The organism is Joostella sp. (genome assembly GCF_048266025.1).
Taxonomy (GTDB): Bacteria; Bacteroidota; Bacteroidia; order Flavobacteriales; family Flavobacteriaceae; genus Galbibacter; species Galbibacter atrarenae.
This window is the reverse complement of the sequence record NZ_JBLXAF010000008.1, coordinates 135,246-160,627: the sequence shown is the minus strand read 5'-3', so window position 1 is coordinate 160,627 and position 25,382 is coordinate 135,246. Positions and strand designations below refer to the sequence as shown.

Here is a 25,382-nt window from a genome sequence, read left to right as displayed (position 1 = left end):
AAAAGCACACAAATGAAACTCATTTATTAGAGCTTTAATCTTAATTAGCATTCACTGGTGATTGAGAAGGTGATTCTAATCGATAACTACTTGTTCCAGTGTATGTGTTTCCATACATATCAATTGCTTTTACTTCAATCTTATGGTTTCCTTTTTTTAGTTTAGTTGGTATTTTACCTTTCCATAAATGCTTAGAATCTATTGGATTGGAGGACCTTCTTCCAGGCATTAATTTATTAGTTAAATCCCACTCATAAACTAATACTTCATATGAAGGATCTTGCTCCTGCACATATTCCATCGGCTTCCACTCCCCTTCATCAACTCGATATAAAACCTCATCATTTTCACTTCCGATAAAAAAGTTTACATAAATTCCTGCTTTAGTATTTCTTCCTTCAGCAACGACTTTAGGAACAAATATATTCATCTGGTAATCTGCTGGCTTCCCAGCTACTTTATATTTGACTTCGTATTGGTTTCCTTTAAAATTGATAAAAGCATAACCTTTTGGTGTGCCATCTCTCATTACTGAAATTGGAATTCCATTTTCATCTAACTTCCCAGAATACCAATCGCCAGAAGTAGTTCCAACATTGTAATGATGATGTGGTTTATCTTGATACCATCCAGATTCTTTATCAAAAAAATCCTGACGTTGAATATGTGTGTGTGCCGATAATGAAAGGGTATTTGGATACTCTTTTAGTAAATCAAATAACTGTTGACGGTCTTCATCTCTAAAGGAATCCCCTTCTGGCTCGCTGATCGGGATATGAAAAGCCAAAACAATTAAATGATCTTTTGGCACATATTTCAAGTCATTTTTTACAAACTCCAATTGATCTTTTCTAAAACCACCCCAATAACTTTTCTGGTCGCGAGGATCGGGATACAAAACATCATCTAAAACAATAAAATGCACCTTTCCTTCATTAAAAGCATAATTAGCAGGACCAAAATGTGCCTCAAAAGTTTCATCTGCTAAGTGATCTTCTTGAGCATCGAAATTCAAATCGTGATTCCCTAATAAATTATACCAAGGAAGACCAAGCTCTTTAACCGCTTTTATATACGGATTAAAAAGGCTCAAATCGTTGCCCACCAAATCGCCCATACTTAATCCAAAAGCCACGCCATCAGTAGTAGCAACATCGCTTACAATCCCACGAGCAAAATAATTAACCTCTTCAAGGGTGTAAGGTTGCGGATCACCAAAAATAAGAGCTGTAAAATCATTTTTCTTTTCGGAAGGAGTTAATCCAAAATTCACTTCTTTTGGTAATTTTCCTGTAGAGGAAACTCCCTCAAACTTAGTCTTTAGAGAACCTTCTGGCTTATGATTATAGAAAAATTGAGAAAGGTTATCCTCATTCACATTAATTGAGTGATATGCAGGCTTTATAACCGAAATAATAGCATCGTTACTCACAGGAAGTGTGTAAGCTCCATTCTTATCGGTTTGCGCTACTTCTACTCCATTGGTTACAGAAACCCCTTCTATTCCGGCTTCTTTTCTGTCTTTCTTACCATTTTTATTTGTGTCGTTAAATACATATCCCTTTACGGTTGATTGGCTATATGCCATAGAAGCTAAAAGAAACACTCCCGTCGTTAAAATTATTTTTTTCATTATTTATAGTTTATTATTTATCCCACCAAACTTTTACATTTATATCATCCTTACCGCCCATTGATTCTACCGCTTTCTTATAATTAGCACTATTCATTGTACTTGCTGAAATTGGATAATAAAATCGTGAAGGCATTTCTCCATCGTTAAGCATGTCTGGAGATTTTGGTAATTCAGGAAATCCTGTTCTTCGATACTCAAACCAAGATTGGTAGTCTGTAAAATACAATGTGAAATATTTCTGAAGCATAATACGCTCCAAAGTACCATCATACATAGCTGCTTCTTGATCAAAATAACCATCTGGAACTTCTGCTCCCCACATTTCTATAGTTGCTTTTGTACCATTTTCATAATGCGTTTTTGCATCTGCAATGAAGCCACGCTGAGCGATCTCAGCTTTTATTAACTCTACTTCTCCATAAGTAAGAATAGGAATTATCATTGGAGCAACCACTTGTTTATTACTTACTCCAGATGGAGTAGCGATACTATCTGGTAAAGGATTATTTCTTTGATCTATTGGCTGGCCGATGTATCCATAGTTCTCATCATTTAATCCTCGTGAAACAGTGGCATACACCCCAAGCCTTGGGTCATTAAAATTATTCATATTATCTATAAAAAATTCACAATAATATCTAAATACATTAAAATCTGAAGGTCTATCCCATGGAGATAAATTTGGTGCAACTCCTGTTACTTGTAAAACCGCAGCATCTTCATTAGAAGTAAAAACAGGATATTCAGATGGATTATTTACAATCGTTGTCATCTTCTCAAAAACATTCATTTCTGTCCTTTTAGATAGTCTCAGGAGCAAACGTAAGTGTAAAGAATTCGTAAATTTCTGCCACTTAGATATATTGTTAAAGAATAAAATATCTTCTGTGTAAACCATTCCTTCTGAAACATCATAGAGACTATTCGCTTTCTCTAAATCTTCTAGTATAGTTTTATAAATATCCTGTTGACTGGTATACTCTGGAAAGAAAATATCATCTTCTCCCCTTGCTGCTTCGTCCATAGGAACCGCACCAAAAACATCTGTTAACATAGAAAAGGCATAAGCTTTAAGCGTAAGAGCTATAGCATGGTAATTAACTTTATCTTCTTTAATAGCTGCTTTTTCCATTTCTAGAATATTCGGAATCCATTTATAATACTCATTCCATAATCCTGCTCCAACGTCTTGCCGCAAGTCATATAAAAAAGGTTGATCGGTGGTTTGATCGGCTCCGTAAAATACTTGCATTAATCCAAAGGTTTTATCCCTTGCTTCTCTGGCGTTTTTATAAGCCAAACCATAGATAATTGGGTTTAATGTACTCCCAGCTGTAATTTCTTCCAATTGATTTGGATGCGTATTGATCTCTTCAAAATCTCCAGTACATGCTATTACAAGCATTAAGATCAAAAGAATTAATAGTGTTGAAATACTTTTCATATTCTTGCTTTTATTATTTTCTTAAAAATCGAATTTAACATTGAAACCAAACTCTGTAGGTACAGGCATTTGCCCCACCTCTACTCCTTGATACATATTAGTTCCTCCAGCTTGTCCTGCTACTTCTGGATCATAAATAGGAAAATCGGATATTACAGCTAAATTTCTTCCATAGATTGAAAACTTAGCTGCTTGTAAAAATGTCGATCCTAAATATTTTTTTGGTATTGAATATTCTAAACTAACTTCACGTAACTTTATAAATGAAGCATCAAAAGAATTTGCTTCTGTATTGGCTAGTTTATAATGCTCATCATAATAATTAGCAATTGGAAGTGGAGTGGCATTTGGAGAATATGTTCCATCGCCATTATCTACAACACCATCCCCTACTAGCTCTCCTTCTTCTCTTCCCTTAAGTGTGTGTTTTAACTTTCCTTGTTGTGTTAATTTATGGTACGTATGTGAGTAAATTACTCCTCCATATCTACCGTCAATTGTAACATTCATACGGAAGCTTTTATACTTAAAATTATTAATAAAACCTGCAGTCCATCTTGGAGCTGTCTCTCCAATATAAATATCACTATCAGTCATTTGTGGATGCCCATTTTTATCGTATAAAATTTGTCCGTCCGGAGCACGCTCAAATCCTCTACCATAAAGAGCACTTGCAGAGCTTCCTTCTACCCCTACTAATCTTGCACTCGAAGAGCTTAATAACTGAAGCTTCCCTTCTAACCTAGGGTCTAAACTAATAACCTCACTTTGATTTGTTGACCAATTAATAATACTCTCCCATTCAAAATTATCTGTCTTAATAGGCTTAACACTAAACATCACTTCTGCTCCTATATTCCTTACTTCTCCAGAATTTATCCAAGCAGTACTATACCCAGTAGAATTAGTTAATGGAACCCTTAATATTTGATTTACCGTTAAAGTTCTATATATAGCTGCATCTAAATTTATTCTATTCTTAAACATTCTGATATTAAAACCAGCTTCTAAACTTTTGGTTAATTCTGGTTTTAAATCTGTGTTATATAATGTTGTTGGAGCTACAGCGGAGCTTGGAAAAGGATAAGGCCCTTTACTATAGTATTTCTTGGTACTGTAACGAGAGGCATCATTACCAACCTCAGCATAAGAGAATCTGAACTTAGTGAAGTTGATTACTTTTGGAAAGTTCAATATATCACTTAAAACTATACTCGCATTGGCCGATGGATAAAAGAACGACCAATTATTCTTTGGTAGCGTACTCGACCAATCATTACGACCAGTAAAGTCTAAGAAAAGGAAGTTTTTGAATCCAAAAGAGGCCATTCCATATAAACTATTCACCTGTTCATTACCATCATACGCGCTTGTAAAAAGATTAGTACCATTAACAAGATTATAAATACCTGGAGTTTCCAATCCTTCTGTCCACGAATCTTGCCTTCTATATTTATATTTCATAACATTCCCTCCTAGAGAACCAGAAAGATCAAAATCATTATCAAATTCATTTTTATAAGTTAAAAGAAAATCTGTATTTATCTCTTCCTTAGAAATACTCGTTTTCTTATAGAACCCTGTATTATATCGATTAATATCATACGGACGTTGCTGCTCTGTGCCTTTAGAATAAGTATTTAAAGCCCCTCTCAACATTAAGTCTAACTTCGGAGTTATCTCTATATCTGCTTTTACATTTCCTGTTACCGAATTCTGATCTAACGAATTTGTTATTTCATATGCCATAGCATAAGGATTATCTATATACCCACTAAATGGACGGATCATATCCACCTGGTCTTTTCCTTCTTTCCAAATTGGACGATACCAATCTAAATCTACATTCGGATTTTGAAAAATCATGAAGTATCCTATCGAATGATTATTATATCCTTGCCCAGGAAGGTTATCACTTTGTCGGTTTCTATAATTTACTACCGAGCTTAATTCTATAGCTTTAGATACCCGATATTTTCCATTTAAAGAAACTGCCATTTGTTCATAGCCTGTGTTTGGCATGATCCATTCATTCTTTAAGTGTGTTATAGAAGCACGCATAGATCCTTTCTCTCCTCCACCTTGTATCGATACATTATTAGTATATGTTGTCCCTGTTTTCCAATAATCTTTTCTGTTGTTTTTGTAAGGTTGCCAAAGTTGACGCTCCTCAGACTGCCCTTCCAACGTCGGATCGTATTGGTAGTAGTATTGTCTTCCAAATTTAGGACCAAAAGCAGAACTACTTCCTCCTGTACTTTTACCATCTTCAGAGGCTCCATAAGAGTAATATAGGCTCCCGTCTGGTTTTACATAACTCCCTTTACCACTTCCCTGTCCATATTCATATTGCCAATCTGGCCAGCTTGTAATTACATCAAACTTAGTGTTTGAACTAAATGATACGCCTAGACCTTTTTGATTTTTACCAGATTTAGTAGTGATAATAATAACTCCATTTGCAGCTCTACTTCCATAAAGTGCTGCTGCTCCTGCTCCTTTTAAGACAGATAAATTATCTATATCTTCTGGGTTTATATCCGAGATTCCATTTCCAAAATCTACAGGAGTATCATTAGAGGCGCTTCCTCCCATATATGAATTTGAAGCTCCTGAGGAAGGTAACTCTCCCCCTACAGGAACACCATCCACAATAATAAGTGCTGCATTAGCTCCAGGATTTAATGAGTTATCTCCTCTCAATTTAATTTGTTGAGAGTTTAAAGGTCCTCCTAAAGACTGAATAGATAGCCCGGGAACCTTCCCTCTTAATGCTTCCGACCAGTTGTTGGTTCGAGCGTCCATTAATTGATCAGATTCCACTGTTTGTTGTGCATATCCTAACTTTTTCTCTTCTCTTTTAATTCCTAACGCTGTAACAACTACTTCATCTAACTCTGATACATCTTGCTCTAATTTAATTTCATAAAAAGTTTTATCTCCAATAGTAAATGAACTTGGAAAGAATCCTACATAAGTAATTTTTACTTCATCTCCTTTTTTTGCTGAAATACTAAAGTTTCCATTAAAATCTGTTACCACTCCTATGGCTTTGTTATTTACCTGTACCGTAGCACCAGGTAGCGGTACTCCTTCTTGATCTACTACCAGCCCTGTTACGGTTACTTGCTCTACGACTTGCACCTCACCTCTTACTGGATTATTACTTATTTTAGAAACACTTATTAATTCGTTAACTCTATAAAAACGTAATTGTTTTTCTTTAGAAATAGATTCCAACAAATACAATAAATTAACCTTTCCTGCAGCGGTATATACAATTGTATTAGTATTTAGATAATCTTCCGATATCACAAAATTATAGGCTGTTTCTGATTCTATAATTCCAAATAATTCTTCAAGTTTGTAAGTATTCTTTTCTAAAAGAATATTTGAATTTTTTAATGTCTGCCCATTTATTTCGGTAGCAAATAAACCATGCAATCCTAAGACTATCATTATATAAAAGGTGGAAATACGCATAATTAATTTATGACATTTACTTGCTTTTTTTTTCATATTTTTATTGCGGTTTAATCAATTACAATAAGTTTGATTTGTGTTGACTGATACATTTTAAATTTGATATGATTATTCTGTTGAAGGGAGTGTTGGCGCACTTCCTTTTTTTATTTCTTATGTTTTCATTTTTCTGTCTTTTTCTGTGGGTTATAGATTAGTATTTGGTTTTTAGTTATGTGTTTAAAAGTTAAATTTGTTGCTTTTGTGACAGCCATTAGAATAGAAGTAAGACTCTGATTGGCAAAGGTTCCGCTTACTTTTACATCATTTAAAATTGAATTTTCTAGATCGATAGAAACTTCAAATTTTTTCTCTAATAGCTTCACTATTTCCAATAAAGAAGTATTGTTAAACGTCATTGTTTTGGTCATCCACAAGAGCTCTTCTTTAGGATTAAATAATTCTGTATCAATCTTTTTATTTTTTAAATTGAAGTTTATCTTTTCATTTGGCTTTAAAACCTTTGAAGTTTGAAGCCCTTTTACGTCTACTGAGCCTTCTACTAATGCTACGGAAATTATATTGCCATCCATTTTAATATTAAACTGTGTTCCTAAAACCTTCGTAATAATATTATTTGCTGTAACTGTAAAGGGACGCTTTTTATCTTTGGAAATTTTAAAATAAGCCTCCCCATTTAAAATAACATGCCTGCTATTGGATGGAAATTTATTTGGTAATCTTAACTGACTATTTTCATTTAAAGTAACCACACTACTATCTTGCAAAACAATATTTTTTATTTCGTTCTCATTTGTAGCAATCAATATGTAAGAAATAGTTTCTTTAGGATTAAAAGCAAACCATGTAGAAAGTCCTACGCCTATTAGTACAATGATACTCGCTGCTATTTTATACCAATTAATAGGTGTTTTAGCTGTCGAGCGTTTTACAAAACGGTAAATTTCGCTTTGTACTCTATTTTTATGTAATTGTGACTGAAAAATTGTTGCTTCATTTGTTTCTATAAAATGAGCATCAAATTTTTCTAGAAGTGCGTTTTCCTCAGAAGTAGTTTTTCCTTTTTCGTATTTCTCTAAAAGGTATTTAAATGTTGATTCTTTCATGCTCTTGTTATCGGCTTTCAATAGTAGATACCAAAAACCGCAGAGCACACGTAGTGAAAAATATAAAAAGCACCGCCATTTAACCTTTTGTTTAAATAGCGATGCTTTTATTTACATTGAATTAATAATTTCGATATGTTAAAAGTTAAAATAAAGTGTCAAGCTTTCCAGCTTTATTTAAGGTCACAAGCATAATGCACAGTAATTTAAAAACATCCTCTCGATACTTAATATTAATCCCTCCTATTCCTTTTATTCTTTCTCCAAACAAAATAGAATATTATTAGTAGGATTGGGATCATAACGTAAATAATTACTTCTGACCACGATTGTAAATTTATAGGATCATTATTTCCTGGTTTTGGAATCCCATCTGGAGATTGTAAAGCAAATGTTGCTATTGTTAAAAAATTCATGATTTGTAGCTTTTTTGGTTATAGCTAGAAGATACAATTAATAGCATAAAAGAGCATGGCATTTTAGATGATTTTAACCTTTACAAGTAAAGGTTTACAAACAATAATAAGCCATTTTGAACGATTAAAATGAAAGTAGTTACCAAGAAGCTTATATATTTGCATAATAGAATTGCAAATAGTTTCGATTATAACCAATTTCTATATTTCATATTAATTTGCTTTCAAAAAAATACGTGTGAAAAAAATAAATAAAATCTGCTGTATCGGGGCTGGATATGTTGGTGGCCCAACCATGTCGGTTATTGCACATAAATGTCCAGAAATTCAAGTTACAGTTGTAGATATAAATGCGGATAGAATTAACGCATGGAACGATAAGAATCTAGATAATCTCCCCGTTTATGAACCTGGATTAAAAGAAATTATAGCTGAAACACGAAATAAAAATTTATTCTTTTCTACGGAAGTTGATAAGGCTATTGATGAAGCAGAAATGATTTTCATCTCTGTAAATACACCTACCAAGACATACGGTAAAGGAAAAGGACAGGCGGCCGATTTAAAATTTATCGAACTTTGCGCTCGTAATATCGCCAAAGTTGCTAAAGATGATAAAATTGTTGTAGAGAAATCTACCCTTCCTGTTAGGACTGCGCAAGCCATTAAAAATATCCTTGACAATACAGGTAATCATGTAAATTTTGAGATTCTTTCCAATCCCGAGTTTTTAGCGGAGGGAACTGCAATTAATGATCTCTTACATGCTGATAGAGTTCTTATTGGTGGAGACGAAACTGAAGAAGGTGAAGCTGCAAAGGAAGCGTTGAGCGCTATTTACGAACATTGGCTACCGAAAGAGAACATCTTGAAAACTAATATTTGGTCTTCCGAGTTGTCAAAATTGGTAGCAAATGCCTTTCTAGCACAGCGAATTTCATCTATCAATTCTATTTCTGCATTATGTGAAAAAACAGATGCCAATGTACAAGAAGTTTCTAAAGCTATCGGTTTAGACAGTCGTATTGGTTCCAAATTTTTAAATGCATCTGTTGGATTTGGTGGTTCTTGCTTTCAGAAAGATATTTTAAACCTTGTTTACATAGCCAAAAGCTACGGTTTACATGAAGTGGCAGATTATTGGGAACAAGTCATTATTATGAATGATTATCAGAAATCGAGGTTTGCCAATAATATTATCAGTACACTTTACAATACCGTTTCTGGGAAAAAAATTGTTTTCTACGGATGGGCATTTAAAAAAGACACCAACGATACTCGTGAGTCTGCTGCCATATACGTAGCCGATGCTCTTTTAGAAGAGCAAGCAGAAATTGTAATCTACGATCCTAAAGTTTCTGCAGAACGAATTTATGCTGATTTAGATTATTTAAACACACGTTCTGAAGAAGAGAATAGAAAACCAGTAACTGTGGTAAAAGATCCTATAGAAGCTTCTAAAGACGCACATGCAATTGCTATTTTAACAGAATGGGATGAGTTTAAAGATTACAATTGGGAAACCATTTTTAAGCAAATGCTAAAGCCTGCTTTTGTTTTTGATGGGAGAAGAATTTTAGATAAAGACAAGCTTAATAGTTTAGGCTTTAATTATTATAGAATAGGAGAAAACGCTTAAAGCCAATTTTCTTCAAACAAAAAATCCTGATAAGGCTATTGTAATAGTTTTATCAGGATTTTTTTATTAAAACATCTCTACATAAACAGTTGATTATCAGTGAAAATTGTTTTTTATCGTATTTTTTTATACTCCAACTGTAACAAACTAGAAGTAATACTATCTTTAGTATAAACAAACCCATAATAAGGTTTTAAACTCACTAGTGAGAAACGAATAACTTTTTGAGCCAACAAGAATTACATATTAACCAATTATTAGATGCCTGTAAAGAAGGGAATCAATCTGCGCAACTAGCGCTTTACAATCGCTATTATAAAGCTATGTACAATACGGCGTTTCGTATTGTAAAAGATAGCTTTGAAGCCGAAGATATTATGCAAGAATCGTTTTTAAACGCATTTACGAAACTGCATACTTTTAAGGGAGAAGTAGCTTTTGGAGCTTGGTTAAAACGTATTGTTATTAACAACAGTATTCATCATTACAGAAAACAACAAAAATTAAATAATGTTGCCTTGGATGATGTTATTTACAGGGTTGAAGACAATAATGAAATTAATTCTGATCATGAGTTGACCAATATAAAGGCTCAAAAAGTGTTGCAGACCATGAATATGTTGAAGGATAATTACAGAATTGCTTTAACCCTTCATTTAATAGAAGGTTACGACTATGAAGAGATAGGAACTATCATGGAATTAAGCTATGCAAATTGTAGAACTACAATTTCTAGAGCGAAAGAAAGTTTAAGAAAAAAATTACAAGCTGAAGTTTATGAAGCATAATGATAACATAGATAACTTGTTCGAAAACCTTAAAGACGATTGGGATCTTGAGGCTCCAGAAACAGGACATGAGAATCGTTTTTTAGAGAAGTTACAAGCGCAAGAAAAAGTGGTTTCTATTCAGAAGAAAAAATCAAATGGTTTTCCATGGAAAGTTCTTTCTATTGCTGCTTCGATTGCTATTTTAGTTGCTATCGGCTTTCAAGTTTTTAAAGCTGAAAATAAAATTGAACAACAAGTAGTTGAAGAACCCTCACAAATTCAAAAAACGGAATTCTATTTTGCCTCTTTAATAAATGAAGAAATAGAAAAAATTCAAGCAGAGGCCACTCCTGAAACAAAGCAGATTATTGCAGATGCGATGCTTCAGATAAAAAAACTAGAAAAAGATCATGAAAAATTAGAAGATGATTTGGCAAATGAAGGTAATAGCAAGCAAATATTAAATGCTATGATAATTAATTACCAAACGCGAATTAATTTATTACAAGATGTACTCACTCAAATCGAAGAAATTAAAAAATTTAAAACCTCTCAAAATGAAAATCAAATTATATAAAACAGCTCTTTTATTTGTCTGCATTCCATTATTTGGAATCGCTGCTGGCCCTGGATGGAATGGAAAATATACCAAAGAAAAAAAGGTGAAAAAAGAATTTACAGTAAGTCCAAAAGCCCTTTTAAAACTAAATAACAGCTATGGGAATCTCCATATCACCTCTTGGAATGAAAATAGAACCGTAATAGAAGTTCATATAAAAACCAATAGTAATAACGAAGATAAGGCTCAGAAAAAGCTTGATGAAATTGATATAGAATTTCAAAATTCAAGTACCATGGTTTCTGCTAAAACTATATTTTCGAAAAGCGGTTGGGGATGGAGCAACAATAACGTGAGTATGGAAATAAACTATACTGTAAAAGTGCCTGTAGGAAATACGTTGGATTTAAATAATGATTACGGTGGTATTTATTTGAATGAAATTGATGGCGTTGCAAATATTAGTTGTGATTATGGCCGTTTAGAAATTGGAAAATTAAATGCAGATAATAATATTTTAAAGTTTGATTACACTTCTAAATCAACCATAGAATACATGAAAAGCGGGAAAATAAATGCAGACTACTCTTCTTTCGTTATAGAAAAAGTAGGTAATATTAGTATCAATGCAGATTATACCACTTCTGAAGTTAACAATGGAAAAAACGTTGAATATACTTGTGATTATGGAAGCATAAAAATTAATAATGCAAATAACATCCAAGGAACAGGAGATTACTTAACAACACGTTTTGGTGTTATTCATGGATATGTGGATATAACTTCCGATTATGGTTCCATCCGTATTGATGAAATGGCCGCTGATGCTGGTAACCTTCAAATAAGAAGCGACTATACTGGAATTAAAATTGGTTACAATAACGCTTACCATTTTGACTTTACAATGAATCTTGAATATGCAGGATTAAATGGGGATACGGACTTTGAGTTCTCTATTAAAAGAGAAAAATCAACAGAGAAGTATTACGAAGGTTACTACGGAAGTAAGGGCAAAAATAAGATAAACATCACTTCTGATTATGGAGGAGTGAGCTTTAGTAAAATGTAGCAGTCTTTCTAGGTAATCAATTGGAAGATTCAAGAGAAATCAATATAACTTTAAAATAAAGAAAATCAATCAACTAAAAATTAAAACAATGAAAAAATTACTCTTATTATGTTTAGCTGTAGCAAGTACTGCAACAGCAAATGCTCAATGGTTTGGAAATGAAAAAGTAAAAGGAAACGGAAACGTAACTACTGTTGAGAGAAGCACAGACAGTTATGACGCTGTTGGTGTAGCAGGCTTTTTTGATGTTGAACTTATTGCAGGTAAAGAAGGAAAAATTACTATCACTGCTGAAGAAAATTTAATTCCACATATCGAAACAGAAGTCAAAAATGGATCTCTTCAAATTAAAACAGAAAAAGGATATGATTTAAGCACGAGTCGTAATAACTCTATTTTAATTATTGTTCCTTTTGAAAGTATCGATGCTGTTTCCTTAGCTGGATCTGGAGATGTAACAACTAAAAACACCATCAAAGCTAAAGACTTTAAAGCTAGTTTAGCAGGTTCTGGCGATCTAACACTAGATATTGAATCTACAAGTGTAGAAAGTCACCTAGCAGGTTCTGGTGACGTTGTTTTGAGAGGAAATACAACCGACTTTGAATGTGCCTTATCTGGATCTGGAGATATTTCTGCAAAACAATTAAAAGCTAAAAATGTAGAAGTAAGCATTTCTGGATCTGGAGATGTCAATGTACACTGCGATGGAGAGTTAAAGGTTAGAGTTTCTGGTTCTGGTGATGTAGAATATTACGGAAATCCAACCAAAGAAGATAGTAAGGTATCTGGTTCTGGTGATGTTTCTAGGGGATAAAATCGAACTAACTTAGTTTTTAAAAAAAGAAAGCCGTCTAAGAATTAATTCTTAGACGGCTTTCTAATTATAATATTATAAATGGTTAAAATAAACCAATATAAGAAGCATCAGTTCCAGTTTTAAGTTTTGCTCCTACTTCATAACCAGTAGCATCTGTAGATGTAGGATCAAAAATATAAACATTTCCTTCTCCTCCAAGTGGTGCAAGAGCCATAAATAGCTTTCCTTCAATTACACTTGCCCATTGGTATTGTCTTAACCATAAATCTAATGGAATGTTCATTTTAACGGCTGTTTTATTATAAACGTCTACGCGTACAACATCCCAATAAGAACTAGCACTCTCTCCTAAATCCGTGTTTAATACAGGAACATAACCAATTCCATTTCCTACATAAAACCAACCCGTATTAGCCTCTGCATTATGTCCTAAAATCTCTTTTATGTTAAAACTACCATAAGCTTCATCATAACTTCCATTACTGATTTTAACTATAGACGCATCTCCTGAAGTTACCAACTGGTATGTATCATTTTTTTCATCCATATGAGCTACAGGTGTTCTATATCCATTTGTAGAACCTGCAACACCATCTACTGATGTTCTAATTGTAGTTTCATTATTTAATGAAGGGTAGTCTACTACTAATGTTTCTATATCTTCATATACTAATGATTCATTTTCTGCTGTTAGTGGGTTATAAACACGCTTAGCAGCTCCGTAGTATAATTTTCCATTCGATAATACTGGTGCGTCAATTCTAAATACAAAAACACCCTCTGAAGCCTCTTCTTCGTTCCATGGGAATTCAAAAGTATTATTCTCCACAACTGTCATTGTTCTTAAATCCATCAAAGCCAATGTTACCATTGCAGATGTTCTTTCATAAACAGTTCCTTCTTCATCACTATAAACGTGATCTGTAATTACATTTTGTAAAACTGCAAAATTTTCGTCGATTTTAGTCCAACGAGGGTAAGCTGTTCCCATTACTGCTTGTATATCTGTGTTGGATACTAAACCGTAATTTTGTCCACTTTCATAATCATATTTTGCAACTGCTCCTCCTCCATAATTTAAGTTGAATAACGTTTCCCCGTCATCAGAAGTATAAACTCTAGCTGTACGTGTAGATGGAACTTCAAAACCAAATCCTTCAAAAGAAAAAGTTACAGCAGGATCTATTAATTGTTCTACAGTTACCCCTTGCGTATAAGTAGCAGAATTTCCTGTTGAACTAGATCCTAAAACTAAATGATAAGGACGTAATGAGCTTGGGTCTGGGTCTACTATATCTGGATCTCCACTACTATCGTCGCTACTACAAGAAAATAACGATACTGCAAATACAGATAAAAAAGATACTTTTACTAAGTATTTAAAATTTAAATTCATAATGCTGATTTTTGATTTGTTTTTATAAAATTGAATAAGTTAATTTTCCGTAATATCCTCTCCCCGGCTTTTGAAGTGCGTAATTATCAAACAATTGACGATCAAAAAGGTTTTTTATATCAAAACTCAAAGTGAGTTTATTCGTAGGAAATGTATAAGCTAAGCCCAAGTCTGTAGAGACTTGAGTTGGAATCACAATTTTTCCATTTCCACCTAAAGAAGTGCTTTCTCTAAAGAATTCGTCTACATACAATACATTGGTATAAAAAGAGAAACTAGCTCCTTTTTGGATAATATCCTTTCTGTCAAATCGAAGGTTATAATTCATTGTAAAATAAGGAGTATTTGGTAATCTCTCGTAAGTAGGTGTTATTGGATTTCCATCTACATCGTAAGTAACACTATAATCCCTTGCATTAAAGAATGAGGTGTTTGCATTAAAAGAAACCATTTTATTGAAATTGTAGTTTAATTCAAAATCAAAACCTTCTGTATATACTTTTCCTACATTTGAATTCAAGAAAAATTCTTCGTCATTACCTGTTGGCAATTGTATTATTAAGTCTTCAGTATCTCTGATAAACCCATTAGCCGTAAATCCAAAAGTGTGCTTTTTATAATTTATGTTATTATAAGAAAATCCTAAATTGTAATTATTACTTCGTTCTGGATCTAAATTAAATGCCGCATTAACATTGTTAGCTACATTTCCAAAAACCTCCCCTGCTCCAGGTAGTCTAATTGCCTTTTCTGCAGTTCCAAAGACAGCTATTTTTTCTGTTAAAGCAAAAGAAATAGCAGCTCCAAAACCTATATCATTAGATTTGACGTTACTTTCTTCTATTTCGATGGTAGAATTTGCCGTATTTCCTGTTCTAGTCCTAATTTTTGCAGTTCTATCCATATTATAGGATTTCGCAAACAAAGTAGTACTCAATCGTTCATCGAAAGCTAAATTTTCATAAGAAAAAGAGAGAATATTCTTAATATACTTTCGTTCTTCTTGCATTGCATTTTCTATAGCAGGAAGCGCAGGATCATCAGAATCTCTAGTGAAAGTATTTAATAACTGGTTAAATTGAAGTTGATTTTTATCATTTATATGATAAACAACATTAACTCTAGTATTTATTGTTTGATCTATATCTTCTTGTAAAGTAGGTTCTCCTGCTTCCGCTCCAGAAGCCCATACGTCTGGATCGTTGTAATAACTTGTAGGGTGCCCTAACCAGCTATATTGTGTAGCAATAGTATCTACAGTTTTTCTATTTAATTCAGAAAAAGAAGCAAATGCACTAAGATCTAAATTCTTAACAATATCTTTTTTAGCATAATCAAGATTAAACATTTTGGTATTCTGCTCTGTAAATCGGTTTCCATAAACAATTTCCATAGTAGCTCCTGTTTGAATCTGATTATCCATATTGGAGAAAAGACCTCCAATCATAAACTTATCTGCCCAATTAACGTTTGTATAACCTACATCTACTTTTACACTTTGAGATCTATATCTATCATGAAAACGCTCTGCTACAATAGGAACCTCGGGAGTCCCAGGTGCTAAAGTTACTGCTACTTGATCTCCATAAACCTCATAATTATTCTCTGCATAATTTATAAAAGCGGACCCTCTAGCTGTAAATCCCGTTTTATCGTTTCTATAACTTCCATTAATATCTCCTAAGTAAGTTCCAAAAGAACCCGCGGAAACTGAAGCTGTTAATTTGTTTTTGAAAGATTTATTTAAAATTATGTTTATCGCTCCTCCCATAGCATCATCAGATAACTCTGGTGGAACAACTCCTTTATATACTTCTATTCTTTTTATCATAGAAGTAGGAATACTATTCAAAGAAAAAGAAGGCCCATAGTTTCTAACAGGGATTCCATCTATAAATACTCTTACTGAATTACCCGACATACCATTCAAGATATAGTTGGTTTGAGACCCTAATCCTCCAGATTTTCTAACTCTTACTCCTGCTGTTCTATCTAATAGTTCATTTACTTGAATAGACTGCATTACAACATCTTTTGTCTCAATTACATCTACAGCAAAACCCTTCTCTTCAATTTTCTCCTTTTTAGTTTTAGATTGAATAGTTACCTCATCTAACTCGTGCATATCCGAACTTTCTAAGTTTATATCAAGCTCCTTTACTTCTGAATTGACAAATACATCTAAGATTTTAGTCTTTGCATCTATAGAATGAATTTCTAACGTATAATCCCCGTATGAAATTTCTTTAAATATATAATTCCCTTTTGAATTTGTTGCTGCATCTTTTTGTATTCCATTCCCCTTTAATATTAGATAAACACCTGAAGCAACGGTATTGTCTTCATGTTTAATATTCCCTTTGAGCGCTCCGTTTTGAGCAAACACAAAGAATCCAGACATTAAAAACAATACTAATAAAAACCCTTTATTTACGAACATTTTCTACGTTTAGACTGCAAATATATACTTATTTAGATTTAATAAAAACAAAATGTTATTTATTTTTAGTCTAAATAAAGCAGTTATTGTTATAAATAAAACGCGATGATTATTCCTTACTTTCTAGTAAATCTTAATAAATAGAGAATGTAATAACAGAAACACAAAAGGGGTGGTGAAAAGATGAAATTATTAACAAATAGATGATGTATATACAAAAAAAAGGTGAAATCTATTTTATAGATTTCACCTTAACTACACTTATATTATTATAGCTTATTAAGCTTCTACTTCTTCACTACTTTCTACAGTTGCTAGATAACGCTCTGCATCTAAGGCAGCCATACATCCAGTTCCTGCAGCTGTAATTGCTTGACGATATTCTTTATCTTGAACATCTCCACAAGCAAATACTCCTGGTTTGTTTGTTTTAGTGGACTTACCTTCTGTGATTATATAGCCAGTATCGTCCATCTTAACTTGATTCTTAAAGATGTCTGTATTTGGTTTATGACCTATAGCTATAAATAACCCAGTAACATCTATTTGCTCTTTCGCCCCAGTTTGATTATTTACTACACGAATTCCTTCAACTACCTGTTCTCCTAATACTTCTTCTATTTCTGTGAAGTATTTTACAACTAAATTAGCAGTATTATTAACACGATGTTGCATTGCTTTAGACGCTCTCATCTCCCCTTTTCTAACCAATAGCGTAACCTTTTTACAGATATTCGCTAAATAAGTAGCTTCCTCAGCGGCAGTATCTCCACCTCCAACGATTGCTACTTCTTGATTTTTAAAGAAAAATCCATCACAAACTGCACATGCAGAAACTCCTCCACCTCTAAGACGTTGCTCACTAGGTAATCCTAAGTATTTTGCAGTGGCTCCAGTAGAAATAATAACAGTTTCAGCTTCTATATTTGTTGTACTATCTACAACAGCTTTGTGTATTCCTCCTACTTCATCACTCAACTCTATAGAAGTAATCATTCCAATTCTTACTTCCGTACCAAAACGTTCTGCTTGCTGTTGTAACTGCATCATCATAGAAGGTCCATCAATACCTTCTGGGTATCCAGGAAAATTATCTACTTCTGTAGTAGTTGTTAATTGTCCTCCAGGTTCTAAACCGGTATAAATTACTGGTTTCATATCTGCTCTAGCTGCATAAATTGCTGCTGTATAACCTGCAGGCCCTGAACCAATAATTAAACATTTTATTCTTTCTATTTTTTCAGACATCGTTTTATCCTTTCTAATATAATTACATAACAAAAGTAGCTTTTTTAGTAAAAAGCTTACAACTAATCTATGAAAAGTTATTATCAAACAATAAACAAAACTGATACTAGCTTCTAATATGAATAGATGTAATTATCAAATATATTGAAAATCTGTTTACACAACTTATAATACAATCCGAATTATTTCCATAATTAACTGATTATTCGTAAATTAACAGTAACATATTTACTAACTTCTAAATTCTAGCTGTCATGAAAACACTACTCTTTCCTTTCGTTTTTCTATTAGCAATGATATTTCTTTCTGGAAGTCCAGAAAAAATAATTATCAAAGATTCTCTACAAGGTACTTGGGAACTTGAAAGCAGGTATTCTTATGACGGAAATATAGTTATAGACACTATCAAAAATAGTGATGGCTATCGTCAAATAAAAATGTACCAAAATGATAAAGTGATGTGGACACGATTCGTGCCAAAAGATTCTATGGAATGGTTTGGATATGGATCTTATTATATTACCGATAATTCTTTAGTTGAACGCTTAGAATATGGGTCTGAATCTATGATGAACATTATAGACACCATGCGCGTATTTACTTTTAAATTGGAGGTTGCAAAAAACTCTTTTAGTCAGATCACTTTAGATGGTGAAGGGAATCCTTTGTTTTCTGAAAACTATAAACGTTTAAAATAAAAAAGTCCTCCGAAGAGGACCTATATTCATTATTGCTTACTATAATGTACTTCTGAAAGCTGTCGGAGATTATTTGCAGCAGATTCAGCAGTAATATCTCTTTGTGGGTTAGCAAACATCTCGTAACCTACCATAAATTTTTTTACTTCAGCAGAACGTAATAAAGGTGGGTAAAAAGACATATGAAAGTGCCATTCTGGATGCTCTTCACCATCTGTAGGACGTTGGTGGATTCCTGAAGAGTATGGAAACGAAGTTTCAAAAAGATTATCAAACATTATTGTCAGTCTTTTTATAATGGAAGCAAAAGCTATCTCTTCTTCTTCGTTTAACTGACTTATGTCTTGATAATGCTTTTTCGGAACTATCATTGCCTCATATGGCCATACTGCCCAATAAGGTATCAACGCTACAAAGTGATCATTTTCTACTAAAATACGTTCTTTAAGCTCTAATTCTTGTTTTAAATAATCTTGTAACAAACTCCTTTTATTAGTTTCCCAATAAGCCTTTTTATGCTTTTGCTTCTTTAAAACTTCCTGAGGGATTGAAGACTGGGACCATATCTGCCCATGTGGATGCGGATTACTACACCCCATAATCGCTCCTTTATTCTCAAAGATTTGCACATGATTGATTTCTGACTTCTCACCTAATTCTTTGTATTCCTTTTTCCAAAGTTTTATAACATTAGTAATCTCTTCAACCTTCATCAGCGGAAGTGTAAGTGAATGATTTGGCGAAAAACAAACCACTTTACAAATCCCCATCTCTGTTTCTGCCTTTAAAAGTCCGTTACTGTACTCCTCTGCTTCTACATTTGGTAATAATGCTGCAAAGTCATTCGTAAAAGCATAAGTTCCTTCATAATCTGGGTTAGTATCTCCACTAGCCCTTTCGTTTGTTGGACACAAATAACATTTAGGATCATAAGTTTCTTTTTGTAACTCACTCTTCTGATCTTTTTTTCCTTGCCAAGGTCTTTTTGTACGATGAGGAGAAACTAAAATCCATTCCCCAGTTAAAATATTATATCTTCTATGCGGTTTGTTATTTATTGTATTTTCCATGCTTATATTTTTGAAACCCCATTACTTATGTTTACCTCAATTGGGCTTAATTCAATATTAAATTTTTTCTTGTATGCTTCCGATATATTTTCAATGTAATCGCTAACATGATCTTCATGTACTAGATTTATTGTACAACCTCCAAAACCACCACCCATCATTCTAGAACCGAGAACAAAATCAAATTCTTTAGAAAAGTCTACCATAAAATCTAATTCATCACAGCTAACTTCATATAATTCACTCAATCCTTTATGAGATTGATATAACAAAGATCCAAACACTTCAAATAGATCATCTTCAAGCGCATTTGAAGCCATCAATGTCCTTTTATTTTCTTGAGTAACATATATAGCTCTGTTAAATGTTTTCTCTGGAAGTTCTTCTTTAAATTCCTTTACAATCTCTTCAGGCACATCAACCAAATACTCATATGATGGATACTTGTTATTAATCGCAGCTAAAGCATCCTCACATTCTTTCCTTCTTGTATTATACTCACTACTCGCTAGATTATGAGAAACATTAGAATTTAAAAGCACCAGTTTATAAGGGTCTAAATCTGATTTAATCAACTCATATTTAAGACTCTGACAATCAAGGAGAATTAAGTGGTTCTTTTTTCCACGAACTACAGAAAACTGATCCATGATACCACACTTTGTTCCTACAAAATTATGCTCTGCATCTCTAGAAAGCGTAATTATTTCATCAGAAGATAACCCTATTTTGAATAATTCATCTAAGCCTTTTGCCAATCCACATTCTAATGCTGCAGAAGAACTTAATCCAGATCCCATTGGTAATTCACTATGAATAATACAATCGAACCCTTTTACAAAGCCTCCTTTTATTGTTCCTATATAATGAACAACTCCTAAAATATAGTTTTGCCACTCTACAGCTCCAGGTTTCACATCATTAATATCAAAACTAAAACCAGTACTGTAATTTTCAGACCAAATTGTACAAGTATCAGTATTACTCTTCCTAAGATATATTCTTATCTTTTTATCTATAGCTGCCGGTAAAACATGACCTCCATTGTAATCGATATGCTCACCAATTAAATTAATTCTTCCTGGAGAATCAATAATTACCTCACTTTTAAATTCATTTAAATTCAAAAAGTTTTCTTGCCTATTAGCAGATTGCGTTGTATTTTTCAAACCTTAGCTGTTTCTTTAAAAAACAAATATAATAAAAGTGACTATCACTTTTATTAATTAAACATTAAATTTAAAAATGGAATTAAATTCAGGAGGTTACTATAAGGAAGAATCAAAAATGTTTGTTGCTACAGACTGTATTGTTTTTGGATTTGATGATGGAGAACTAAAGCTCTTAATTTTTAAAAGAAGAGTAGAACCAAAACGTGGTGAATGGTCTTTAATAGGTAGCTTTGTGAAGCCTGAAGAGGATGTAGATAATGCAGCCAGAAGGGTTCTCAAAGAAATTACAGGATTAGACAATGTATTCTTTGAGCAATCAATTGCATACGGAAAAGCTTCTAGAGATGATGGAGCCCGTTGTATTTCTATAGCCCAATTTGCACTTATTCGTATTGATGAATACGATAGAGAGCTCACAGAAAAGCATGGAGCTTATTGGTATAAATTAGAAGATTTACCTTCACTTGTGTTAGATCATGATCAAATGGTTATAGATGCTCTTTCCAAATTAAGAAGAAGAGCAAAACACCAACCAATTGGTTTCGAGCTACTTCCAGAAAAATTTACGATTCCACAATTGCAAAGTTTATACGAAGCTATTTTTCAACGAAAATTAGATCCTGGGAATTTCAGAAAAAAGGTATTATCTCTAAAGGTTTTGAAAAAATTAGATGTGAAAGATAAAAGTTCTTCTAAAAGAGGAGCTTTCTATTATATGTTTGATCATGAAAAATATGAGGACCTAATACAGTCTGGCTATAATTTCGAGATTTTTTAAGAATACAAATTTTCATTTATTGTTCTCTTAAATACTGTAAATTTGCCTCAACACAATCCAAATTAGATGGCTAAACAATTGTTATTTATTATTTTATGTATTGGTTTCTATGGTAACGCCCAAGAAATTGCATTATTAAAATATAATGGTGGTGGTGATTGGTATGCTAACCCTACGGCACTTGTTAATTTAATTTCATTTTGCAACAATAATATACACACAACAATAAGTCCAAAACCAGTTACTGTTGAGGCTGGTAGCACAGATATTTTTCAGTATCCATTTATCCACATGACGGGACATGGAAACGTTTTTTTTTCTGATAAAGATGCAGAAAACTTAAGAAATTACTTGCTCTCAGGAGGTTTCTTACACATTGATGACAACTACGGAATGGCTCCATATTTAAAAAAAGAGATTCCTAAAATATTCCCTGACAAAGAACTCAAAGAAATCCCTACAAGCCATCCTATTTTTAATGAAACGTATACCTTTTCAAACGGACTTCCAAAAATACATGAACACGACGGAAAGCGACCGCAAGCATTAGGCATTTTTAATGATAATAGACTGGTTTTACTTTTTACGTTTGAAAGTGACCTTGGAGATGGATGGGAAGATCCTGAAGTTCATAACGACCCTGATAATGTAAGACAAAAAGCACTACAAATGGGAGCAAACATTATACAATACGCCTTTGAAAATTAATATGGTAGAACAATTAAATCATGACAACAACACCTTTAAAGAAAGGAGTTTCCCAGTCACTATAATTTGTGACCATGTAACTAGTGCCTCTAATATTGGTTCTATTTTTAGACTAGCTGATGCTTTTGGAGTAGAAAAAATTATTTTTATTGGTGTAGAACCCGTTTTTTCTAGAAGAGTTGAAAAAACAGCTCGAGCTACGCATAAATTTATTCCCTATGAGTACATTGAAAATGAAGAGGGATTTATCGTACATTTAAAAGAAGAAAACTACACTATCATTGCTTTAGAAATAACAAACAATAGCAAAGCAATTGAAAATCTAAAAATTCCATTACAAAATAAAACTGCACTACTTATTGGAAATGAAAATTACGGCGTATCCCAAAAATTACTTTCCATAGCTAATCATGTGCATCACATAGAAATGTTTGGAAAAAATAGCAGCATGAATTTGGCGCAAGCCACTGCCATTTCTTTATATGAAATAACTAATCGCTATCGAATGGTGTTCATATGGGCTTTTTATTTAATTTTACTTAATTAATTTTAATAAAATGGATTCAAAAACAATCTCGGACGGTATATTAAGAGCTATCGCAACACTTGTTGGAATAGCTTTACTTCTTATCCTACTCTACAAAATACAAGCCGTTATAGCTTACATTATTATCGCACTTGTAATTTCCCTGATAGGGAGACCTATTGTTAGGTTTTTAAGAAAGAAATGCAAATTTAACGATAACGTAGCCGTTGTATTAACCATGGCTATAATGATTATTTTTATTGCTGGAGTATTAAGATTATTTGTCCCGCTAATTGTAGAACAAGGAAAAAATCTATCGTTATTAAACATAGATAATCTTAAAATGAGCCTACAAGATGTGTATCGTGAAATTTCAGATTACTTTTCTGTAAGTCGATATAAAGTAGAACAATCTATTGAAGAATCTATTAAGACCTCCGAGTTTATTTCAAATTTAGATTTATCTGCAATTCCTAATATGTTTAAATACATAATTGGAGGAATAGGCTCCCTTAGTGTAGCCTTATTTACTGTTATTTTTATTTCTTTTTTCTTTCTGAAAGATAGTCGTTTGTTTCAAAATGGACTCCTAACATTCATCCCTCCTCAGAACGAGCAAAGAGTAATTAACTCTCTAGAAACTATTAAAAATCTATTATCTAGGTATTTTATTGGGTTATTACTCCAAATAGGAATCCTTTTCGTTATTTATACAGCAGTATTAATAATCTTAGGAATAGACAATGCTGTTGTCATAGCATTTATGTGTGCGTTATTAAACTTAGTTCCGTATATAGGTCCACTGATAGGAGGAGTACTCATGGTATCTTTAACAATGTCTAGTAATTTAGGTGCAGATTTTAGTACCGTAGTTTTACCAAAAGCTATTTATGTGCTAATAGGATTTATGGTTGGCCAGCTAGTAGACAATTTCTTTAGTCAACCGCTAATTTTTTCTAATAGTGTAAAATCACATCCACTAGAAATATTTTTAGTCATAATTATAGCAGGAATCGTATTTGGACCTTTAGGTATGGTTGTAGCAGTACCTTTATACACCGCAATTAAGGTTGTTTTAAAAGAGTTCCTATCAGAAAATAAAATAGTTATAAAGCTTACTAGAAACCTATAACTTCATTTTGAACAAAAATATTTTAAATACTGAAGTACAAGAATTTATAAACCAAAATCTGGATAAAGATGTTTCTTCTTTATTACTAAAAGGAATAAGTCTTGATGGGGTATCTACAAAAGAAGTTGTAACACAGATTGAAGCAAAAAATAAAGCCAAAAAGAAGCTTCCCACATGGTATGAAACTGAGGGTATTTACTACCCTAATAAACTTAATATTGAGCAAACGTCATCTGAGATAACAGCAAAATATAAAGCTAGCTTAGTTAGTGGTAAAAAAATCATAGACGCTACTGGAGGTTTTGGTGTAGATAGCTATCACTTTTCTAATAGCTTTGAGGAAGTATATCATTGCGAAATAAATAGCGATTTATCAGAAATTGCAAATCATAACTTTAAAGCACTCAAAAAAGGTAACATCCATTCTAAAGCTGAAGATGGGATTGTATTTATCGAGAACTCCAAAGAGACTTTCGATTGTATTTTTGTAGATCCTTCAAGAAGAGATAGCACAAAAAATAAAGTTTTTCTATTACAAGACTGTGCTCCTAACATGCGTCTTGTACTGCCCACTCTATTTAAAAAAGCAAAAACCATTTTGGTTAAAACCTCCCCATTGTTAGATTTATCAAAAGGTATCGAAGAATTAAATAAAGTAGCTGAAATACATATTGTAGCCGTTAATAACGAAGTAAAAGAACTCCTTTGGCTTTTAAAAAGTAATACTCTTCAAAGAACAATCATAAAAACAATAAATATATCTAAAAGCAATAAAGAGGTATTCGAGTTCGAAATGAATGATGAAAGTTCATCTGTAGCTAATTTCTCTGCTCCACTAGATTTTTTATATGAACCTAATGCAGCTATTTTAAAAAGTGGAGGATTTAACATAATAGCGGACAAATTAAACCTTTCTAAGCTGCATCCCAACACTCACCTATACACCAGTAATGAACTTGTTGCAGATTTCCCTGGGCGTTTATTTATTATTAAAAACATTCTATCTTATAACAAAAAAGAGCTAAAGAAAGTCCTCACAAATAATAAGGCTAATATAACAACAAGAAACTTTCCTGAAACAGTAGCTCAAATCCGTAAAAAAACAAAAATCCAAGATGGAGGGAATACATATCTTTTCTTTTGTACTAATCATAGAAATGATAAAATAGTACTTCATTGCGAAAAAGCATAATAAACAATTTAGAAGAAATATATTGAGCGTTAACGTACCTTATTTTAAGTAGATTTACTATATTAGTATTTCTAAAACTT

Annotated in this window: 21 protein-coding genes; 11 read left to right on the top strand and 10 right to left on the bottom strand. The window is 32.8% G+C overall.

The genetic code is table 11. The features are described 5' to 3' along the window. Window positions 1-40 precede the first annotated feature (40 nt). The 5 genes from ACN0TY_RS13810 to ACN0TY_RS13790 form a co-directional block, all read right to left on the bottom strand. The gene (locus ACN0TY_RS13810) at window positions 41-1,633 is read right to left on the bottom strand and encodes a calcineurin-like phosphoesterase C-terminal domain-containing protein (RefSeq protein WP_417444960.1); all 1,593 of its coding nucleotides are present in this window, start codon (window positions 1,631-1,633) and stop codon (window positions 41-43) included. Between the two features lie 13 nt (window positions 1,634-1,646). Then, window positions 1,647-3,080: a SusD/RagB family nutrient-binding outer membrane lipoprotein gene (locus ACN0TY_RS13805; protein ID WP_417444959.1), complete on the bottom strand. Its 1,434-nt coding sequence runs from the start codon at window positions 3,078-3,080 to the stop codon at window positions 1,647-1,649. Window positions 3,081-3,101: 21 nt separating this feature from the next. Further along, window positions 3,102-6,599, bottom strand: coding sequence for a SusC/RagA family TonB-linked outer membrane protein (locus ACN0TY_RS13800; RefSeq protein ID WP_417444958.1), 3,498 nt, complete (start codon window positions 6,597-6,599; stop codon window positions 3,102-3,104). A 125-nt stretch (window positions 6,600-6,724) separates the two neighbouring features. Next, on the bottom strand, window positions 6,725-7,669 hold the full coding sequence (locus ACN0TY_RS13795; protein ID WP_417444957.1) for a FecR family protein: 945 nt from the start codon (window positions 7,667-7,669) through the stop codon (window positions 6,725-6,727). 233 nt (window positions 7,670-7,902) lie between these two features. After that, window positions 7,903-8,085: an adenylosuccinate synthetase gene (locus tag ACN0TY_RS13790; RefSeq protein WP_236959113.1), complete on the bottom strand. Its 183-nt coding sequence runs from the start codon at window positions 8,083-8,085 to the stop codon at window positions 7,903-7,905. A gap of 238 nt (window positions 8,086-8,323) precedes the next feature. Between ACN0TY_RS13790 and ACN0TY_RS13785 the strand changes: the two genes are divergently transcribed. The 5 genes from ACN0TY_RS13785 to ACN0TY_RS13765 all read left to right on the top strand — a co-directional run bounded on the left by ACN0TY_RS13785 (window position 8,324) and on the right by ACN0TY_RS13765 (window position 12,939). Then, a complete protein-coding gene (locus tag ACN0TY_RS13785; protein ID WP_417444956.1) occupies window positions 8,324-9,724 on the top strand; it encodes a nucleotide sugar dehydrogenase in 1,401 nt (466 codons plus the stop codon). Window positions 9,725-9,948: 224 nt separating this feature from the next. Then, on the top strand, window positions 9,949-10,512 hold the full coding sequence (locus ACN0TY_RS13780; RefSeq protein ID WP_417444955.1) for an RNA polymerase sigma factor: 564 nt from the start codon (window positions 9,949-9,951) through the stop codon (window positions 10,510-10,512). Beyond that, window positions 10,502-11,071 (top strand): hypothetical protein, encoded by a 570-nt coding sequence (locus ACN0TY_RS13775; RefSeq protein WP_417444954.1) that lies wholly within the window; start codon window positions 10,502-10,504, stop codon window positions 11,069-11,071. The genes ACN0TY_RS13780 and ACN0TY_RS13775 overlap by 11 nt, the downstream gene beginning before the upstream one ends. Then, window positions 11,052-12,122, top strand: a complete 1,071-nt coding sequence (locus tag ACN0TY_RS13770) for a hypothetical protein (protein ID WP_417444953.1) — start codon at window positions 11,052-11,054, stop codon at window positions 12,120-12,122. The genes ACN0TY_RS13775 and ACN0TY_RS13770 overlap by 20 nt, the downstream gene beginning before the upstream one ends. Before the next feature lie 88 nt (window positions 12,123-12,210). Then, window positions 12,211-12,939 (top strand): head GIN domain-containing protein, encoded by a 729-nt coding sequence (locus tag ACN0TY_RS13765; RefSeq protein WP_417444952.1) that lies wholly within the window; start codon window positions 12,211-12,213, stop codon window positions 12,937-12,939. An 85-nt stretch (window positions 12,940-13,024) separates the two neighbouring features. On the opposite strand, the gene ACN0TY_RS13760 is transcribed toward ACN0TY_RS13765, so the two are convergent. The 3 genes from ACN0TY_RS13760 to trxB form a co-directional block, all read right to left on the bottom strand. Continuing rightward, the gene (locus ACN0TY_RS13760; protein WP_417444951.1) at window positions 13,025-14,338 is read right to left on the bottom strand and encodes a hypothetical protein; all 1,314 of its coding nucleotides are present in this window, start codon (window positions 14,336-14,338) and stop codon (window positions 13,025-13,027) included. A 22-nt stretch (window positions 14,339-14,360) separates the two neighbouring features. Further along, on the bottom strand, window positions 14,361-16,778 hold the full coding sequence (locus ACN0TY_RS13755) for a TonB-dependent receptor (protein WP_417444950.1): 2,418 nt from the start codon (window positions 16,776-16,778) through the stop codon (window positions 14,361-14,363). 279 nt (window positions 16,779-17,057) lie between these two features. Then, a complete protein-coding gene (gene trxB, locus ACN0TY_RS13750; RefSeq protein ID WP_417444949.1) occupies window positions 17,058-18,026 on the bottom strand; it encodes a thioredoxin-disulfide reductase in 969 nt (322 codons plus the stop codon). Window positions 18,027-18,280: 254 nt separating this feature from the next. Here trxB and ACN0TY_RS13745 point away from each other — a divergent pair, with 254 nt between their 5' ends. Then, a complete protein-coding gene (locus ACN0TY_RS13745; protein WP_417444948.1) occupies window positions 18,281-18,724 on the top strand; it encodes a hypothetical protein in 444 nt (147 codons plus the stop codon). Between the two features lie 29 nt (window positions 18,725-18,753). Here ACN0TY_RS13745 and ACN0TY_RS13740 read toward each other — a convergent pair whose 3' ends face one another. Both ACN0TY_RS13740 and galK read right to left on the bottom strand, forming a co-directional pair. Continuing rightward, on the bottom strand, window positions 18,754-19,794 hold the full coding sequence (locus ACN0TY_RS13740; protein WP_417444947.1) for a UDP-glucose--hexose-1-phosphate uridylyltransferase: 1,041 nt from the start codon (window positions 19,792-19,794) through the stop codon (window positions 18,754-18,756). 2 nt (window positions 19,795-19,796) lie between these two features. Continuing rightward, window positions 19,797-20,963, bottom strand: coding sequence for a galactokinase (gene galK / locus ACN0TY_RS13735; protein ID WP_417444946.1), 1,167 nt, complete (start codon window positions 20,961-20,963; stop codon window positions 19,797-19,799). 76 nt (window positions 20,964-21,039) lie between these two features. Here galK and ACN0TY_RS13730 point away from each other — a divergent pair, with 76 nt between their 5' ends. The 5 genes from ACN0TY_RS13730 (at window position 21,040) to ACN0TY_RS13710 (ending at window position 25,302) form a co-directional block, all read left to right on the top strand. Then, window positions 21,040-21,744, top strand: a complete 705-nt coding sequence (locus tag ACN0TY_RS13730; protein ID WP_417444945.1) for an NUDIX hydrolase — start codon at window positions 21,040-21,042, stop codon at window positions 21,742-21,744. A gap of 66 nt (window positions 21,745-21,810) precedes the next feature. Further along, complete coding sequence (locus tag ACN0TY_RS13725) at window positions 21,811-22,452, top strand: DUF4159 domain-containing protein (protein WP_417444944.1); 642 nt, start codon at window positions 21,811-21,813, stop codon at window positions 22,450-22,452. 1 nt (window position 22,453) lies between these two features. After that, a complete protein-coding gene (locus ACN0TY_RS13720) occupies window positions 22,454-22,999 on the top strand; it encodes a TrmH family RNA methyltransferase (protein ID WP_417444943.1) in 546 nt (181 codons plus the stop codon). Window positions 23,000-23,009: 10 nt separating this feature from the next. Beyond that, window positions 23,010-24,110 carry an AI-2E family transporter gene (locus tag ACN0TY_RS13715; protein ID WP_236959098.1) on the top strand — a complete coding sequence of 367 codons (1,101 nt, stop codon included), beginning with the start codon at window positions 23,010-23,012 and terminating at the stop codon, window positions 24,108-24,110. Window positions 24,111-24,117: 7 nt separating this feature from the next. Then, window positions 24,118-25,302, top strand: coding sequence for a class I SAM-dependent methyltransferase (locus ACN0TY_RS13710; RefSeq protein WP_417444942.1), 1,185 nt, complete (start codon window positions 24,118-24,120; stop codon window positions 25,300-25,302). The last annotated feature ends 80 nt before the right edge of the window (window positions 25,303-25,382 follow it).

What these genes read in the sequence shown, in the direction of transcription:
- ACN0TY_RS13810 (WP_417444960.1), bottom strand. Translation starts at nt 1,633, where the DNA reads ATGAAAAAAATAATTTTAACGACGGGAGTGTTTCTTTTAGCTTCTATG.
- ACN0TY_RS13805 (WP_417444959.1), bottom strand. Translation starts at nt 3,080, where the DNA reads ATGAAAAGTATTTCAACACTATTAATTCTTTTGATCTTAATGCTTGTA.
- ACN0TY_RS13800 (WP_417444958.1), bottom strand. Translation starts at nt 6,599, where the DNA reads ATGAAAAAAAAAGCAAGTAAATGTCATAAATTAATTATGCGTATTTCC.
- ACN0TY_RS13795 (WP_417444957.1), bottom strand. Translation starts at nt 7,669, where the DNA reads ATGAAAGAATCAACATTTAAATACCTTTTAGAGAAATACGAAAAAGGA.
- ACN0TY_RS13790 (WP_236959113.1), bottom strand. Translation starts at nt 8,085, where the DNA reads ATGAATTTTTTAACAATAGCAACATTTGCTTTACAATCTCCAGATGGG.
- ACN0TY_RS13775 (WP_417444954.1), top strand. Translation starts at nt 10,502, where the DNA reads ATGAAGCATAATGATAACATAGATAACTTGTTCGAAAACCTTAAAGAC.
- ACN0TY_RS13770 (WP_417444953.1), top strand. Translation starts at nt 11,052, where the DNA reads ATGAAAATCAAATTATATAAAACAGCTCTTTTATTTGTCTGCATTCCA.
- ACN0TY_RS13765 (WP_417444952.1), top strand. Translation starts at nt 12,211, where the DNA reads ATGAAAAAATTACTCTTATTATGTTTAGCTGTAGCAAGTACTGCAACA.
- ACN0TY_RS13760 (WP_417444951.1), bottom strand. Translation starts at nt 14,338, where the DNA reads ATGAATTTAAATTTTAAATACTTAGTAAAAGTATCTTTTTTATCTGTA.
- ACN0TY_RS13755 (WP_417444950.1), bottom strand. Translation starts at nt 16,778, where the DNA reads ATGTTCGTAAATAAAGGGTTTTTATTAGTATTGTTTTTAATGTCTGGA.
- trxB (WP_417444949.1), bottom strand. Translation starts at nt 18,026, where the DNA reads ATGTCTGAAAAAATAGAAAGAATAAAATGTTTAATTATTGGTTCAGGG.
- ACN0TY_RS13745 (WP_417444948.1), top strand. Translation starts at nt 18,281, where the DNA reads ATGAAAACACTACTCTTTCCTTTCGTTTTTCTATTAGCAATGATATTT.
- ACN0TY_RS13740 (WP_417444947.1), bottom strand. Translation starts at nt 19,794, where the DNA reads ATGGAAAATACAATAAATAACAAACCGCATAGAAGATATAATATTTTA.
- ACN0TY_RS13730 (WP_417444945.1), top strand. Translation starts at nt 21,040, where the DNA reads ATGGAATTAAATTCAGGAGGTTACTATAAGGAAGAATCAAAAATGTTT.
- ACN0TY_RS13725 (WP_417444944.1), top strand. Translation starts at nt 21,811, where the DNA reads ATGGCTAAACAATTGTTATTTATTATTTTATGTATTGGTTTCTATGGT.
- ACN0TY_RS13720 (WP_417444943.1), top strand. Translation starts at nt 22,454, where the DNA reads ATGGTAGAACAATTAAATCATGACAACAACACCTTTAAAGAAAGGAGT.
- ACN0TY_RS13715 (WP_236959098.1), top strand. Translation starts at nt 23,010, where the DNA reads ATGGATTCAAAAACAATCTCGGACGGTATATTAAGAGCTATCGCAACA.